Here is a 17,409-nt window from a genome sequence, read left to right as displayed (position 1 = left end):
TAACAATAATCTATTAGATCCAATTCTATATACTGATTATATTGACATATAATTAGAAAAATAGAAAAAATTTCCTTAATTTCCTTATCAAATCGGCTCAATCCCCATTTCCTCAAGCAACGTCCATAACGGCTCCATCGCTTGATCCGCATCACGGTAAAAATGGCGACCACGGACGCGCCAGAATGTCCAACCGGCCCGTTCGAGTACTTTTTGCCGGAACATATCTTGCTCGTATACGTCAGGACCGTGCCAACGTTCGCCGTCACACTCAATCGCTAGTCGGTTCGATTCGCCTTCGACGACGAGGTCGATGCGATAGCCGTTCACTTGAACTTGAGGACGGACGAGATAGCCGCGATTCGTCAGACGCTTATATACTTCCTCTTCAAATGGAGAGTCGAACAAGTGTTGGACCGCTTCGAACGACTCTTGATCACCGAGCGGGTTCTGGCAGTAATTGACGAGTTTATAGCGCATGCAGTTTTGGTTGCCGATGTCTTGTAACGTGACAGAGTGGAACAAAATCATCTGATCTCGAGCCCGACTCGCCGCGACGTTGAAACGCTGGCTGTCGGTCTCTTTCGTGAGTGCGGCAAAACGGCGGTTAGGCGCAACGACGAGTGACAGCAACATGACGTCACGCTCATCACCTTGGAACGTATAGGCGTCACCGAAGCGGACGTTGTGCTCAATCAGCTTGTCGATTCCGATCAAGTCGGTCGCCATCCGCTCGATTTGATCGGTCTGGGCTTTCCCGAGGAGCGAGATGACCCCGAACGTCCGCTTCGCGTAGCGTGGGTCGTCAATCAACTGCTTCAAGTGAGCGACGAGCGCTTTCGCTTCCGGGACGTTGAACTTGTCTTTCGTCGTTTCAGAGACGTTCCCATCCTCGACAAAGACGCTCTGCACCGCCGGCGTCAACCGTTCGGCACGTTGCGGGAGTCGGAGTGGGACGATCCGACCTTCGTACACATGGGCGTTGCTGAAACCGATAATCTCCGGTACGCAACGGAAGTGTTCACGGAGCCCGACCGTCGCACTGAACTTGACGGAGGCGAGGTCGTATAGACTCGATGAGCCATCGAATAACGTCATCGTCGTGTCGTTTCCGAAGTATGTCTTTTTCTTCTCTTGGATCGCATTTTGATCTTGGAACGTCGTTGGACTGATTTGGCGGTCATCCCCGACGATGATGGCTTTTCGAGCACGCGACAAGAGCGAGATGGCATCCATAGTGCTTTGTGAGCTCTCGTCGAAGATGATGACGTCGAACAGCTCGTCGATTTCTTTGAACGATTCGAGCACGCGGTTCACCGGCATAATCCAGACTGGGATCGCGTCTTGGGCTGCAGCCATTTGACGGGCGGCTTCCCGCTTATGACGAGCCGCATGTTTCCCGGTGCCTTTCCCGATTTGGCGAATCAACTTCGCCCAACTGTTCAAGCGTTCTTGTTTCGACGGTGTCATCCGCGTCAGCTGCTCTTTCCACGCGTATGTCGCACACAAGTCCGCTGTCGCTTTTCCTTCCTCTTTCTCCAATCGTTTCATCTTCTCCCGATAATCGTCGTCGCTCAGTGCTTCGAGTAGCGTCAAGACACGGGCTACTTTCCAATCGAGTTCGAACGTCTGAAGTTGAAGCGTCGGAGCAGTCCCGTCGTAAAACGCGTTCAACCAACCCGGAGCGACTTGTTTGATGCGCTCTGTCAGTTCTTTTAGGCGTGTCGCTTTTGTGTTTTGTTGTTCGAGTAATGCCAACTCTTCAATGGACTGTGTGTAACGTGCGGCATCCCAAGATTGCACCGCTTGTTTGAGACGTAACGCCGCTGGATGGATGTGCGTGTCATGGATGAGTGAGAGATAAGACGTCTGGATTGTCTGTAGCTCCTTCATCTCGTCGAGCGCCAGCGAGGCATCTAGCTCTTGTTTAGCTTGCGTCAACCAAGCTTTCTCATAGCGGAACCGTTCGTCGTACAGACGGAAAGCCGGAGCCAATGACTCGTTGTACGTCACAAAGACAGCTTTCCATTCACGGAGCGCATGAAGCGCCGTCCGATAAGACGAAAATTCAGGCGTCTCTAACTCGAGCTCAAAGTGCTCACACGCATATTTGAAACGACGTGATAATGTCGTCAAAGATGACTTCAATTCATCGAATTGTTTCAACAGTTGAAGGTCGGCACTCGATTGCGGAGCCTTCCCGTCAATTTTGGTTTCATCGAGTAAGACGGCATATTTTTTACGTTTTGTCAGTTTGAAGAAAAAGCCGTCGGTCTTTCCTTCGTCTAAAACCGGACCGAGTTCGTCAGCGAGCGTCCATAAATCATTCGGTAAAGTAGACGGCAATTCGATGTCGTGGACGGCGAGTTTACGCTCCAACGACTCGAGTGCTTTGACGTCGCGTTCAAACGTCTGACAGTCTTCTTCACATTGCACTTCATCGCTTCGATGGGTGGCCCAGTAGCTGTACCGTTCACGTAGCCACTCGGGTTGACGATCAAATGACTCGAGCAACGTCTGAATATGGTCTCGTGTCTGTTGACGAAGTGACGTTGATTTTTCCTGTAACCATGACGCAGCGGCCTGCGTCTGTTCGAGAGCGGCGAGTTGTTCGTAACGACTGCTTTCAGCTAAGAACGTTTCAAGAGACGGAAGCGTTGTCGTCGCTGGATAGGTCGTCACATTCGGTCCTTGGTTGAGCGTTTCCCGTTCTGCCATGAGTTGATAGAAGTCCGCCAATTCATCAGCCGTCAGCGGACAAGTGTCTGTCAATACGGGGAGCGGAAGCTGCATCGTGACTTTTTGTTCGCTCGTCCATTTCGCCCAATCGGTCGGTGAACGCGTCTCATCGAGATATGGAATCACTGTATGCTCGCTAGCGGCTTGCTCAATCATTTTCCGACGCAGACGGGCAATCTCTTCACGTGTCTCATACAATTTTTGTTGCTTTTGTGTTCCTGTCTTCTCTAATTCCGAAGCGGTCGTGCGATTCAAGTACGAGGCAATCTCTTGGAGTGAACTTTCCGTCTGCTTTGTCGTCTTTGAATCTGATCCAAGGACGGATACCGCGAGCTGGCGAATTTGGGCCGGAAGTTTATCACGCAAGACGTTCAACGCATGTTCCTTTTCACTGGTGACGAGGACGCGCTTTCCGTGTGCAAGCAAGTGCGAAATCAAGTTTGAAATCGTGTGACTCTTCCCGGTGCCAGGGGGTCCTTGTACGACGACACCGGCATGGTTACTCAATTGACTTAAAATGCGTTTTTGTTCTTCATTATATGGAAGCGGGAAGAGAATCTCTTCACCGACCGGCTTCCACGTGTCACGATCAAGCGCGTCAAGCGCGTGGATTTCTTCGTCGTTCGACGTCAAAAACTGTTGCAAGGCAGGTGAAGGTGATAGACCGTTTTCGATCAACGTGGCCAAGTTCTCATGTTCTTCGACCCACGCATGGGCAGACTTCTTGCGAACGTATAAGCGCATGCCGGGCATTGCATAGACGGTTGCGATTTCGCCATAGGCGTGGTCGTCATTCAACAGCTTCAATACACGCTCGGACTGCTCTTTTAATTCTGTTTCGACCCATGGTTTGAAGTCGAAGGTGAGCTCTTCTTTAAAATCGACTTCGTATCGGGATAGTTCAGAGGACATCCAAACATGGTCACGGTCGAGCATATCAAGTTCGAGTTTCGTCGGTATGGCTGACGCTTCGATGCGGAACAGACTCTTCTCTTGATCGAACTCGAGTACGGCTGCTCGTGTGAACAACGGCCGTTCGACTTTGTCATTCGGCCAGTGCAACATCCCGAATGAATAGACAAGTTCATATGTATCGCTCTCGGTCGAGAGAAGTTGCATCGTCCGATACATCGTGTCGTATAATTTTCGAGCAGACTCGTGTGCTTTTTTCTCTTGTTCCCACGTTTCAATCGAGGTTAAAAAGTCATTGAACGTCGCGTCGAGTTTTTCAGGAAACAATTCTGTCCGTTTATACGTTTCGCCTTCTTGGAGAACGTAGGCGTACAACTCTCGCGGTAGACTCGGTCGCTTCTCTGCGAATGGTGCGAGAAAATGAACTTCGATGGAGAGCTCCTCTTCTTGATTGACGCGAACGTTCGGATACGTTAACGCCTCGGGAGATAAAAGAAGTTCATAGCTTTTTGTATTGGTTTCAGTACGAATATCCATCCGTTTGACAGCCGCTAAAAACTTAAATAAATCAGCTGTCTTTTGTTGGGTTGTTGCATTCATGGTGTAATCCTTCTTTCTTTCAAAAACGATGGTGTGACAGTCGTCTCATTCCAAACATAGGGAATGTTTCCCGTCTATTTAGGAATCAATTAACATTATAACTTTAGTCTGATTATTTTTGAATGAAATAGTTATCTAACCTGCGCATAAATATTAAAAGGTTGGTAGTACGAATATTAAAGAATTTATTGTATTATTTAACCAATAAACATTTTAGGGGGATTGTAGCTATGGAAGAAGTGGTATTTTACTTGCAATAAATCGCTAATAAACTGGACAGTATCGAGGGAAAATTAAGTGATATAGAATCTGAAACCTCATTTTTAAATACCACATTGTCTGGAGTGAACACAGAATTAGGAAACATTACTTTTACACTTGAAGAGATTCAAGGGTCGGGAATGTTTAATAGCGTCACTGATGTTCACGATAAACTTGTGGAATTTCAAGGTCATGGATTGCACAATTTTGGCGACATTATAGAAGCGATTGAAGAATTGAAAGGTTCAGGTCTATATAATACTATTTCAGACTTGCATGAAAAATTAGATAGCATCCAAGGGTTAGGGTTTAACAGTATTTCAGATGTAGTAGATCGACTCGATTAAAACCAAATTCTAATCTGTAAATAATACAACTCCATCAACGTAATGGAGTTTTTTGTCTCACAAGTACACTTCTCATTTGAACCCTATCCGTTATTTTATCTACGATGAATTATAAAATTAAGTGCAACATCTGAACGTGAACGCAAAAAAAAGCCCACAGCGACGTCCTCGTTTAGAATGAAGTTACGACACAAACATTCAGACGGAGGAATCGCTATGAGCTACACCCATCTTACCACAACGGAACGCGTGAAAATAGAGACGTATCTGGAGCTCGGGATGTCCATCCGGTCCATCGCGAGACGGTCGACAGCCATCGACCGTCTCGCGGGAGATCAGACGGAACCCCGGCTACGTGGCTGAACGTACCCAGAAACGCTACGAGAAGGCGAAGACCAACTGCGGTGCCAAGACGAAATTCGATGACATGATGCGCCGGACGATCGTCGAGAAGCTGCGGGCGACCTGGTCCCCGGAACAGATCGTCGGCTGCCTCTACGCAGGAAAAATTGCCTTCTCCACCATCTACCGTTGGATCTACGCGGGACGGATCGACGTGCCCCTGACCGTGCTCCGCCAGAAAGGGAAACGTCAAAAACCGACCGAGACGCGCGGGCGCATCAACATCGGACTCTCCATCTCGCAACGGCCGCCAGAGGTCAGGGGGCGCCGGACGTTCGGGCACTGGGAGCTCGACACCGTCGTCTCCGGGCGAGGGAAGTCGAAGGCGTGCGTCGCGACGTTCATCGAGCGGAAGAGCCGGTTCTATCTCGCCCTGCCGATCGCGGACCGCACCGCGGCCTCGATGGAGGGGGCGATCCATGCGGTGCACGGCGCCTTCCCGGACGGCACGTTCGAGACGGCGACGACGGACCGTGGCAAGGAGTTCAGCGGTCACGAGCGCATCCAGGCGTCACTCGGTGTGCCGATGTATTTCTCCGACCCGTACGCATCGTGGCAACGGGGGAGCAACGAGAACGCCAACGGGCTCCTGCGCGAGTTCTTCCCGAAAGGAACGGACTTCGTGCAGGTGGCGCATGACGAACTCGCGGACGCGCTGGCCAAGATCAACGGGCGGCCGAGAAAATGCCTGAACTGGAAAACCGCACACGAGGCCTTCACCGAGGAAGTGTTGCGCTTAATTTGACAAACCGTCTTGAGAAAAAAAGGCACAAATACATCATATATTATCGATATATGAAGGCTAAAAATGATGAAGAAGGAAGAAACGATACGATTTCAAATAAGTGAGAAATCAATTCGATGTAATTTATCAATAAAATTGAATCTATCCATGGTGCTTATAACAATATTAGACGGATTTAGTTGGGGTAATTGGAGATTTATTAAAATTCAGTGAGGTATAAAATGAAAACGATAAATGTTGAAGAACGGCTTAATAAAATATTGACGTTAGAACAATTAGATAAAGACTATTATCAAAACTTTATTCAGCGCGCCAAATTTTTACAAGAGCAAGTAAATGATAAATCATTTCGCATTACAGTTGTTGGAGAATTTAGTGCGGGAAAATCGACGTTTCTTAATGCTTTAATTGGAAAAGATATTTTACCGCATTCTGTAAATGAAACAACGGCAACGGTTACATACATAAAAAATGTAAAGACCTCTGATCCACTGTGCAATAAAGTGTTAATCGAGTTTTTCAATGAGACGGAACCAATTATTATCGATTTGCCTCAGGATGCCAAAGGTTTAACAGAATATGTAACAACGATGGCAAAAGAATACAACGTCGTACAAGAAGTATCAGCTGTGACAATACATATCGATTTTCCATATACGGATGAGCCGATTGAGTTTATCGATACGCCAGGTTTAAATGGTGTTGCGGAAGGACATTATGAGCGTACACGCTATGAAATTCAGCGTGCCCATATGAGTATTTACTTATTACCAACTCGTGGATTATCGCAATCCAACGTACAAATGTATGAACTATTAAAGCAATACCAATCGTCTTTTCTTTTTGTGATTAATGCGATTGATACGTTAAAGGAAGCTGAGGGTGAGACAGCTGATAAAAAAATTGCTGAGCTACGACAACAATTAGCAAATATTGGTGTGAAAAATAATCCATCCATTTTAGGTGTGTCGTCACTGCTTGCTTTAACTGCAAAAGACCATTCAATTACAAAGCTATCACAATACGATTCGTTAGAAATGACAGATGCTCGACGGGTGGAGCTACTAGAACGATCAAATTTCAAGCAAGTGGAGGAAGAGATTTGGCAGCGTCTAACCAATAGTGAGAAAGAAAAGCTAAAGCAACAAAATATTGAGCATAAGTTGAATGCATTAGTACAGGATATTATTACTGAATTCAAAGAACAAGTGGCAATTCAAGAGGTAGAAATCGATGAGCGTCAGTTAAAGGAAATCGAATTCCGCATGAATACGGCTCTTCAGTCAAAGGACGAGCTTCTCAATAATTTACATAACTTTACAAGTGCGAAAAAGACGGATATTCGTAGTATGTTAATGGATCGTATAAAATCGGATCTTGCTGAGCTTTATAAGGTGCAAGAGTCAAAGATTACTAAAGAGGTAGCGGGATTTATAAAGCTTCAAAACAACCCAGAAGAGAATTTAAAGAAGCTACAGGATAATTTAAAACAAGAGCTTAAAAAGGCAGAAGGTAATTATACGACGAACTACATTCAAATATTAACGGAGTTTTTGAATGAAGTATACGAAAGTGCTGTTCTAAGAATTGAAAGTCATTATCCGAAAATAACGATTTCGAAGAAGAAGGTCGAGTTTGCAGTTGCGCTTGAGAAGGCGAATTTAGAAAGCTTAAGTGCGGTAAAAAAAATTGAAAAAACAGATGCTACTATTAAGGAATTGCGCCAGCAAGAGCGTAACGCTTTAACTCAATACACGAAAGAGACGGCAAATTATTCGAAAGTGAAATCGGAAGTGCAATCTTTGCGCCAACGAAAGGTTTCTCTGACATCAGATCGCCAGTGTGAAGTTCAACGTTTAGGAAAAAGACCAGAAATTGAGCATCGTAAGGAGAGCTATGAAGTAAAAAAGGGTGGAATCAGTGGTTTCTTCGGACGATTATTTGGTGGGGGGTATGAAACAAGAACTCGTACTATAACGGACGATTCAAGAAGAAAAGCTTGGGACCAGCAGGAACAGCGTATTAAGTCACAGTTTACCCAAAATGAAGCAAATCTACAGCGTCAAATTATAGCGGCTGAACAAAGGTTACGTCGTTATGAGGAAAGCTCTGCTGAAGCGGATACCTGCTTACAGCAGCTGAAATTTAAATTGCAATCCTTGCAAGGGGAGCTAAGCAGTTTAGAGCGGGAGAAAAAAGAAATTTATGACCGTAATAAGCAGCTTTATTATGCAAATCAGAAGAAGGAAATACTATATGCGCTAGAGCAATATTTGACGGTCGATTTAGCGAAGTTTTACCGTCAGGAAATCGAAACGATTTTAAATAAAGAATTGCCGAAGCTGAATAAAGCAATTGATGAGCATTATTTACACACGTATAAAGGCTATATCGATAAGCTGCAACGCTTGAAAAAGCAGGTTGTGCAAAAGGCAACACCTCAGCAACTGATTGATGCACAGCAAAACTTACAAAAAGTATTAAAGACATTAGCGTAGGGGGATTTTGAAATGAATTTACATTTACAGCAACACCAAAAGCGAAAAGAGTCATTGTTGACTTTGTTAACTCGTTCCGCAGAATACTTTGCAGGCATTGGTGAGGACGAAAAGGTTGAGAGCTTAAAGCAATTTTCAACAGATTTACAAAATGGTGATTTTTCTATCGTAATCGTTGGTGAGTTTAGTGCAGGAAAATCGACATTTTTAAATGCGGTAATGGGTGACCGTTATTTACCTTCATTTACAAGTGAGACGACAGCAACAATAAACTTTTTAAAGCATGTATCGAAATCACCGAACGGTCATACGATGCAAATTGATTATAAAAATCCGTCAACACCAACGAAGTACGGTGAAGCCACGAAGGAGTCGATTGCGAAAAATGTATCGACATTAGGTGGAGACCAAGTTGTACAAGACATTGAATCGGTAACACTTTACTTAAATTCACCGTTATTAGAGCAAGGTATCACACTTGTAGATAGCCCAGGCTTAAACGGTGTAGCAAAAGGGCACGCGGAAGTAACAGAGCGTCAAATTGAACGCTCGCATGCATGTATTTATATGTTTGCTGCGTCTCAGCCAGGCTCAAAATCAGATTTTGAAGTTTTAGCAAAGCTGTCAGAGCGCTTTGATAATATTTTCCTAGTGTTAAATCAAATCGATAAAATTAAACAGTCAGAAGAAACGGTTGAATCGGTAGTGAACCGCTTACGTGAAAACTATTTAACGTTTTTCCCTGATCACAAAATGCCAGAAATTTATCCGATTGCGGCTTATCCAGCCCTTGTTTCACGCACGAAGGAGCAGTTAGAATATCCAGATAATTCTATGCAAAAGGATCATGATGCAGATGCACGTGCACGTTTTTTAGAGCTATCGCGCATTGGATTATTTGAGCAACGTTTATGGAAATTTGTGACGGATGGTGAAAAAACAATTCAAGAACTACGTGCACCAGCTGAAATGATTCAGCACGAATTAGTGAAACGTAGTGCGGTCATTAACGAAACACTTGAGTCACTTGCTGATGCAAAGGATGCAGATGAAATTAATGTTCGTATTCAAGAGGTTGAAGCGGACCTACAAATTATTCGTGAAAACTTAGAGCAGCAAAAAGGCTCAATTCAACTAGAAATCAAAGAGCTTGTCTCGGATATTAAAAACAGTGCGAAATCTCAAATTGAAGAAATACGTACAGGTTTAGAATCAAAAATCAACGGCTTTACTGATTTGGAATCGATTCAAACACAAATTGACCGCATTAATCGACAAGTGAATCGTGAATGTGAGCAAATTGTTGAGCATCTAGATGATGAATTTACTTCGTCATTACGTAAAAAAATGAATAGCAAATATCAAGAAATCGCAGTGCTTGCGAATGATAAAATTGCGGAAACAGCGCCAAATTCTAATTCGATTCGTACAATTGCCTTTGAGGCGAATACGGATGTACGCATCAATATGGATGCATATGATCAAAAAACGAAAGAAATCGAGCAAGAAATGGAAGAGCTTCGTAAAAAGACCGATGATACAAGCATGAAAAAGCTAGAAGCAATCAAAGTAAAGCGTAAGATGGATGCGCTAGAAAGCCAAATGATTCAAATTCAGCAGGAGGAGCAAATTAAATTAAGCTTCCTTGGTGAGCGTCCAGCAGTTGAACGACATACGATTCAAACAGAGCATAAGGAAGGCCGCGGCGGTATTTTTGGTTTCATCGGCAATGTTTTCCTAGGTAAAAAATCTGTTACGGGAACAAAATACGAGGTGGACGATAGTGCGCAACGTAAATACGATGAGGAACGCGAACAGTTACGTAAAGAAATTAATGATACTCGTAAAAAACTAGAGCAAGCTAAAAACGAGCTGTATAGTAAAGAATCTGTTGATCCAGAAGTGTACGATTTAGAGCAACAGCGCATCCAGCAACAGCAGTTGTATTTACAACAGCAGCGCGACAAATATATCGCTGAGTATAGTGAAAAGCTTCAACAAGAGCAGCAAAAAGTGTTAACAAACATTCGCTATGAATTTGAGGATTACTTAACAGCAATCAGCCGCGAAATTTCGAAAATGGTTCGTACGAACATTCGAGGTAAAGAGGAGCAAATTGCAAAAGTAATGATCGAAGTATTAGATATGCAATTTGAAAAGCAATCTCAGGAAAAGCAAGCAAAGCTACAGGAACTAGTCGACATTCTGCAATCAGATGAGACCGAGCGTGCTGAAAAACGTAAAGAGTTAGAGCAAGAAAAACAACAATTAAAAGCGCTAGCAAAAGATGTACTAGAATTTATTTCAGAAATTGATTCGATTAATGTCGATGTAATTAAGCAAGAATCAAAGCAAACGAATTTCGCATAGTCAGGAGAATGAACGATGCAAAAAATAGTAGAACAATATATTGAAATAGGTGAGTTTTTACAGGATGGAATTGCCTTAGAAAAACTTTCAGGGATGCGTGAAAAGTTACAGGAACAGCATTTTTATTTACCGATTGTCGGCCAGTTTTCGTCAGGTAAATCAAGCTTAATTAACAATTTAATTGGACGACGCATTTTGCCAACAATGCTAAGTGAAACAACTGCTTTTACAACTTTTATTTATTACGGCGAGACAGAGTTTGCTGAAATCGTAACAGCGAATAAATCGATTAAGTTTGAAGTAGAACAATTGATGGCATTAAGTCAACGGAATTTACAGTCACCAACGTCTGTAAGTGAGCTATTAAAAATTGAACCAATTCAGAATGTCGACATTGTATGCATTAATGTCTATTTGCAACATGAGCTATTTAAAACAGGCATTGTTTTAGTGGATACACCTGGTTTGAATACGATTATTTCGAATCATGAAAACCGTACAATCGATATTATTCCGAAGGCGCACGCGGTGTTGTATATTATGGGGAAAGCTTTGACAGCAGCTGATGTGCAGCTTGTTTCGATGATTGATCAGCTTGGGATTGACGTATTATTCGTTCGAACGAAGCTAGATGAGCTACGTAAAGATGAAAATGACACACCTAAAAAGATCATGCAGCAGGACCAAATGCTTTTAGAGGACGCAATTGGTCGGAAGGCGACTTATTTTGGTGTGACAAATGAGGTCGATTTACTAGTGTTCCCTCATTGGAAAGAATTAATGGATGATTTTATCCAGTTTTTACAAGTGCAATTCGTTCACAATATCGATGAGAAGAAGAGTAAATCTGTAACGCGTCAGCTTACTCTTGTAAAGGACGATTTTTTGTGCAATTTGAATGAGCGTAAACTACAGCTTGAAGTGAGTAAATCTGTAACTGATCAAGATATTCATCAAAAAATTGCAAATTTGCAGGGTGAAATTGAATACGTGCATGAACGCATTCAGAAGCAGGAACAAAACTTCCATTCCCTATTCGAAGCGACAAAGAAATCAATCGTTTCGAAATACGAAATGCAATTTAAACAAACGGTTCTTGATTTTACTCAAGCATTGCGTACGTATAATACAGTTGAAGAGCTTCAACATGCGGCGGATTTACAGGCAGAGCAGCAAATTCAAAACCTAACACTTGAAATAAAAGACTTCACGAATGATAAGCTTAATGCGTTTTTAAAGCAATCTGCTGCGGAGACCAACGAAGCATTACAGGACAAAATCGGTCAGTTTTCATTAAGCAATGTGCCAAATATTCAATTGCAGGTTGATGTGCCATCTGTAGATGATATTTTCATACAAGGTGAAATGATTCGTGAAAAAATTGAAGGTTCATCAGCTTATGATGAACGCATACAGGAGATTGCAGCGCAACGTCAAAAAATGGAGCAGCAGGCTGTATCGATTTCTGTACAAATGCAATCGGCTAACGAAGAAATGCAGCAGTTAGGCGGTTGTGAGGCGAAGTATATTCAAAAGCAAGATACTTCGTCGCAAGAAACATTAAGTGCGTTTGGGAACATTGTTGATATAGCAATGATTTTTATTCCAGGTAAAGCATTTTCGACAGGTGCCGCTAAAGTCGCAGGTGTGATTAAGAATGTGGCGGATGGCACGAAATATGTGAATCAAGCAGCTAAAATCGCATCAGGTGTTGAAAAGGCTGGTAAGGTACTTGCAAAAACCGATAAAATCAAAGATGCTACGAAGCTATTAGAAACAGCACAAAACTCGCAGCGTGGGGAAGGTAAAGAAAGTAAGTTTAATATTTTGAACTTATTATCACTAGAATATTGGTTTGGTCAAGTTGGTAAAGCAATCGATGGTCCACCTCAAATTGTTGAGGATGAGCAACACCGTGAAGCGTATTTACATGAAAAATCGAAAATTGAAGCGAAGGTTGAGCATGCAAGACAATTAGAGCTTTCTCGTATGCAACAATTAAGCTTACTTGAGACACGTGAGGAAAAATTACGTGAAGAGAAGCGATTACAAGAGAAATACGAGCAACAATTAAAACAAGAAATGTTCGAACTTGAGCAAAAGCGCACACAGCAGCTAAAAGAACAGCAGGTTGTTTCATATCGTCAGCAGCTCATTCAACAGTTTGAGTTGCAACTCAATAAGTTATTAGCCAGCTACAGAGAGAATATGCAGGAATATTTAGCACGCTTTATAGCTTATTTACCAACTGTTATTTCGCTTAAGCTTCAGCAACAGCTACATTTACAAAAGCAGCAGTTAGAGGAATTAACAGCGTTACGTCAGCAAAACAAAGAAGTACAAGTTGAGTACGAGCAGCAATTATTTAAATATTTACATCTACTAAATAGCTAGGAGCAGGTTGATATGGAAATAAAAAAGATCTTGCCATATCAACGTTCTCTCTTTGTATTAGGAGATGTAGGGTCGGAGCGTTACGCATTGTTTCGCTCCTTTGCATCTAGCAATGCAAATTTAGAAAGATATTGGCATCCAGAGGATAGTATTTTTAAACAATGTACATGGGTTTTATTTTCTTCAGATGAACCACTTTGCTATGAATGGACACAAAAAGGGATACGAGAATTGAGTACTATTCAAGCGGGGGGGACATATTTTTTATCAGTTAGTCCAGGGCAAATTCCACTTAATGTGAAGCTAGTTTTCCCGCCGTATTTTACAGATGAGGATCGCTTTAAAAAGTATTTTGAGGAAAGTTCATTTGTCAATAATGCGAGTGCTTATATTTGGTTTGAAGGGTTTCCATATGGTAAGGCCGACACGGTTAAACAGTTGCGTTATTTGCAGGAAATTGGTGTATCGAAAAAGCAAATTTCGGTGGCCATTACACAAATCGAACGTGATTTCGTCATCAGTGATATTGGTAGTGTAGAGGTAGGCATACGCAATGCGAAAAAATACTTTTTACATAAAGGCTATCGAATTTTACAGGACTACGCAGTTATTCCGTTGCAACGCTCCATCATGCTAGGGGCATTAAACGTTGAAAATAGCTACGTGGAAAAGATTATTGCGGATAAGCAAGAGGTGTTAAAGAACATTCAAGCGAGCTTGATTTTTATCGAAGACGACTTACAATTTGCACTTGAGCGCAATCAATGGATTTTAAAGTTGGAGCAATGCTTCGCCTTCTCTCATATTCGTAAGAATAATATTTATGCAGTATGGATTCAACAATTAAAAGAGTTATTTAAAAATGAACTCGTTACCGTTGTGCAGCAGGAGCTAAATGAGGCATATAATCTCGATGAAATTCATCAGGCGCAAGCGATTGAAAAGGATTTACGAAGTATCAGTGACGTACTTTGGAATGAGCTTGAACGCAAGCTTAAAATGTTACAGCGTCGAAAGGCATTCACAGATCATTATACAACTCAAATTGATTATGAGCTGAAAACGCGAGAGCTAAAAGTGGCGTTTTACGATTATGTAATCGATACAGTTCAAAGACGTCTTCCGACAGAAGTACAACGTTATTTAGAAAATATGATTAATAAATATTTAGTCATAGTATAGAAAGAGGACAAGTAGATGAATTTATTTCCATCCATTACGGCTTTCATTGTCGTAGCAGCGATTACATATCCACTATATGAAGGATCTACAGCGATTGTTGTTTCATTAGTGGTGGGTTTGTTAACTGCGATATTTGTAGGTTTAGGAAAGCAGCAGCAAGTCAAGCAGGCGACAAATGAGCAGCAAAAATTAGTAGAGGCGACAGAGCAATCAACTAAAGCAGTCGCAGAGAGCCTACAAACTGTACAACAGCAGTTAACTGTCGCTATTGAAGATTTAACGACGCAAACAGTGCAAGAGCAAGGTAAATTAGTCAAAGTAACAACGGATTCAGCCGAAACGATGAAAGAAAGCTTAAGAGCATATCAAGATCAGTTATCACAAACGGTGGCAGATTTAGCGAAGCAAACAAATGAGTCTCTTATGGACGCTTGGGAAAAAACGCAGCAGCAACTATTAGCAGAAAATAAAGAAATCAAAGAGACAACAGCAAAGCTAGTACAGGAGCTTGCCACTTTACAACAACAGCAAAAGCAATTAGCGGATGAAACTGCCTCAAGCCTTCAGCAGTGGCTAACAGAGCAAAAACAAGTTGCACAAAAAACGTTTACAGCAGTTCAAACGTCGCATGCGGCATTATTACAAGAATCAGCAGTAGCAAATGAAAAAATTGAACAGCTATGGCGTGGTCACCATGAGGAGCAATTAATGATTCGCCAAGCAGAGCAACAAGCATTTAATACGATGCTTGCCGCAGTTGAAGCGAAAGAAGCTGCATATAGCAAGCACTTACAAGAGCAGCGTGATGTTTTCGAAGTAGCGCAGCAGCAGTTAAAAGAAGCGCTTCAGCAGCAAGCACAGCTATCGCATCAGGATTTATTAGCAGCATGGAAAGAAATCGCTGAGCAGCAACTAGCAATGCGCCAGCAAGAGCATTCACACATTATGGATACGCAAAAAATAGTGACATCAATAATCGAGGCAAATAGTGAAGCATTAAGTGCTAAAATTATTGATGGCTGGAATGGTACTCTTCAATCATTAGAGGATTTACGTAAGCTCGAAAATGAACATTCGGTTGCTGTGTTACAAACTGTAGAGCAAGCGAACGAAAAAATGCGCGATACATTAGATCAACAGCAGCAAACATTTAACACAGCGCAATCGTTCTATGAGGATACGTATGAGCAAATTAAAGAGTACACAGGTCAAGTGAATCAACATGAGGAAGCATTAGCAGCGCAGCATCAGCAATTAATTGATACGCAGCAATCAATTAAAGAAACAATTGCTACAACATTACAAAATACGTTAATAAAGTATACAGACGTATTAACTGCTTCAAAAGAAACGTTAGCTTTAGGCATTGAAGAATTGAAGGATCAACGCGCCGTATCTGAAGAAACATTCGGAGAATTTTTAGAAGCATTTTTAGAAGGTACAGAGGAACAGGAAAAAGCTACAAAGCAAATGGTTGAGCATTTACAGACAGAGGTAAGCAATTTATTAGAGGATTCGTCAACGCAATTAGAGCGTGCGATTACGCAAATTTCACGTTCCGCCGAAGAGCAAAGTAAATCGCTTGTAGAAATTATGAATGGCTCAAAAGAAGTGATTATGCAGAATCAAGAAGTGCTACACTCATTACAAGATCAAACTGAGGAAACGAAAGATACCGCGAAGCTATTAGAGCGTGCCTTTAAAGAATTAACTACGTTAAATAAAAATGATATGGAAGTTTTACAGCGTTTAATGAGGTAAGGTTATGAACATAAATGACATCGAAATGTATCAAGCAACCTCAATTGAATTAGTATTAAATCAAAAGGTAGACAGCTTTTTTCAAAATCCAAAGGTCGAATTATTAGTTTTTCAAGCGAGTACAAATAAGAATTCTAACAATTGGAAGTTGATTTGTTCGATCGAAGAGCTAATTATTGTGATTCGTAAAAATATTGCAGTAGGTCAAATAAAACGTGCCTTAAAATTAATGGTAGTATTAGAATGTATGATGGAAAAAATACAAAAAGAATAATGGCTCTAAGCCTAAAATTATTTTTGCATGATGAATTATAAAATTAAGTGCAACACCTAAAAGTGAACGCACAAAAAGCCCACAGCGACGTCCTCGTGTAGAATGAAGTTACGACACAAACATTCAGACGGAGGAATCGCTATGAGCTACACCCATCTTACCACAACGGAACGCGTGAAAATAGAGACGTATCTGGAGCTCGGGATGTCCATCCGGTCCATCGCGAGACGGTCGACAGCCATCGACCGTCTCGCGGGAGATCAGACGGAACCCCGACTACGTGGCTGAACGTGCCCAGAAACGCTACGAGAAGGCGAAGACCAACTGTGGTGCCAAGACGAAACTCGATGACACGATGCGCCGGACGATCGTCGAGAAGCTGCGTGCGACCTGGTCCCCGGAACAGATCGTCGGCCGCCTCTACGCAGGAAAAAATTGCCTTCTCCACCATCTACCGTTGGATTTACGCGGGACGGATCGACGTGCCCTTGACCGTGCTCCGCCAGAAAGGGAAACGTCAAAAGCCGACCGAGACGCACGGGCGCATCAACATCGGACTCCCCATCTCGCAACGGCCGCCAGAGGTCAGGGGTCGCCGGACATTCGGGCATTGGGAGCTCGACACCGTCGTCTCCGGACGTGAGAAATCGAAGGCGTGCGTCGCGACGTTCATCGAGCGGAAGAGCCGGTTCTATCTCGCCCTGCCAATCGCGGACCGCACCGCGGCCTCGATGGAGGGGGCGATCCATGCGGTGCACGGTGCCTTCCCGGAAGGCACGTTCGAGACGGCGACGACGGACCGGGGCAAGGAGATCAGCGGTCACGAGCGCATCCATGTGTAATGCAAAATAGGAGTGGTTCTTACGCAATGTTGGTGAGGTAGTGATACCGACATTATGGGAATAAAATCAAAAAGGATTGATT

The 17,409-nt window shown here is 42.8% G+C and carries 8 protein-coding genes and 2 pseudogenes; 9 read left to right on the top strand and 1 reads right to left on the bottom strand.

Features of this window, described 5'->3' with window-relative positions:
• Positions 1-87: 87 nt before the first annotated feature.
• On the bottom strand, positions 88-4,251 hold the full coding sequence (locus tag KNP64_RS13700) for an AAA domain-containing protein (protein WP_214793966.1): 4,164 nt from the start codon (positions 4,249-4,251) through the stop codon (positions 88-90).
• Between the two features lie 401 nt (positions 4,252-4,652).
• On the opposite strand from KNP64_RS13700, the gene KNP64_RS13695 reads away from it, so the two are divergent.
• The 9 genes and pseudogenes from KNP64_RS13695 to KNP64_RS13650 form a co-directional block, all read left to right on the top strand.
• Positions 4,653-4,859: a hypothetical protein gene (locus KNP64_RS13695; protein WP_214793963.1), complete on the top strand. Its 207-nt coding sequence runs from the start codon at positions 4,653-4,655 to the stop codon at positions 4,857-4,859.
• Between the two features lie 216 nt (positions 4,860-5,075).
• Positions 5,076-6,006 (top strand): annotated as a pseudogene (locus KNP64_RS13690) (IS30 family transposase).
• Between the two features lie 221 nt (positions 6,007-6,227).
• Positions 6,228-8,504: a dynamin family protein gene (locus KNP64_RS13685; RefSeq protein WP_214793960.1), complete on the top strand. Its 2,277-nt coding sequence runs from the start codon at positions 6,228-6,230 to the stop codon at positions 8,502-8,504.
• Positions 8,505-8,516: 12 nt separating this feature from the next.
• Positions 8,517-10,874 carry a dynamin family protein gene (locus KNP64_RS13680; RefSeq protein WP_214793957.1) on the top strand — a complete coding sequence of 786 codons (2,358 nt, stop codon included), beginning with the start codon at positions 8,517-8,519 and terminating at the stop codon, positions 10,872-10,874.
• Between the two features lie 15 nt (positions 10,875-10,889).
• Positions 10,890-13,268: a dynamin family protein gene (locus tag KNP64_RS13675; RefSeq protein WP_214793954.1), complete on the top strand. Its 2,379-nt coding sequence runs from the start codon at positions 10,890-10,892 to the stop codon at positions 13,266-13,268.
• Positions 13,269-13,280: 12 nt separating this feature from the next.
• Positions 13,281-14,450, top strand: coding sequence for a hypothetical protein (locus KNP64_RS13670; RefSeq protein WP_214793952.1), 1,170 nt, complete (start codon positions 13,281-13,283; stop codon positions 14,448-14,450).
• Positions 14,451-14,465: 15 nt separating this feature from the next.
• Positions 14,466-16,211, top strand: coding sequence for a coiled-coil domain-containing protein (locus KNP64_RS13665; RefSeq protein ID WP_128124316.1), 1,746 nt, complete (start codon positions 14,466-14,468; stop codon positions 16,209-16,211).
• Positions 16,212-16,215: 4 nt separating this feature from the next.
• Entirely contained in the window at positions 16,216-16,485 is a 270-nt protein-coding gene (locus KNP64_RS13660) for a hypothetical protein (RefSeq protein WP_128124317.1), read from the top strand.
• Between the two features lie 141 nt (positions 16,486-16,626).
• Positions 16,627-17,303, top strand: a pseudogene (locus tag KNP64_RS13650) (IS30 family transposase); the annotation flags it as partial.
• Positions 17,304-17,409 lie beyond the last annotated feature (106 nt).

Source organism: Exiguobacterium sp. s64 (assembly GCF_018618035.1).
GTDB lineage: Bacteria > Bacillota > Bacilli > Exiguobacteriales > Exiguobacteriaceae > Exiguobacterium > Exiguobacterium mexicanum_A.
The sequence above is the reverse complement of the archived record's forward strand: the minus strand, read 5'-3'. Positions and strand labels throughout refer to the sequence as shown.

Coding starts and splice junctions, on each gene's coding strand:
- KNP64_RS13700 (WP_214793966.1), bottom strand. CDS start 4,251: ATGAATGCAACAACCCAACAAAAGACAGCTGATTTATTTAAGTTTTTA.
- KNP64_RS13695 (WP_214793963.1), top strand. CDS start 4,653: ATGTTTAATAGCGTCACTGATGTTCACGATAAACTTGTGGAATTTCAA.
- KNP64_RS13685 (WP_214793960.1), top strand. CDS start 6,228: ATGAAAACGATAAATGTTGAAGAACGGCTTAATAAAATATTGACGTTA.
- KNP64_RS13670 (WP_214793952.1), top strand. CDS start 13,281: ATGGAAATAAAAAAGATCTTGCCATATCAACGTTCTCTCTTTGTATTA.
- KNP64_RS13665 (WP_128124316.1), top strand. CDS start 14,466: ATGAATTTATTTCCATCCATTACGGCTTTCATTGTCGTAGCAGCGATT.
- KNP64_RS13680 (WP_214793957.1), top strand. CDS start 8,517: ATGAATTTACATTTACAGCAACACCAAAAGCGAAAAGAGTCATTGTTG.
- KNP64_RS13675 (WP_214793954.1), top strand. CDS start 10,890: ATGCAAAAAATAGTAGAACAATATATTGAAATAGGTGAGTTTTTACAG.
- KNP64_RS13660 (WP_128124317.1), top strand. CDS start 16,216: ATGAACATAAATGACATCGAAATGTATCAAGCAACCTCAATTGAATTA.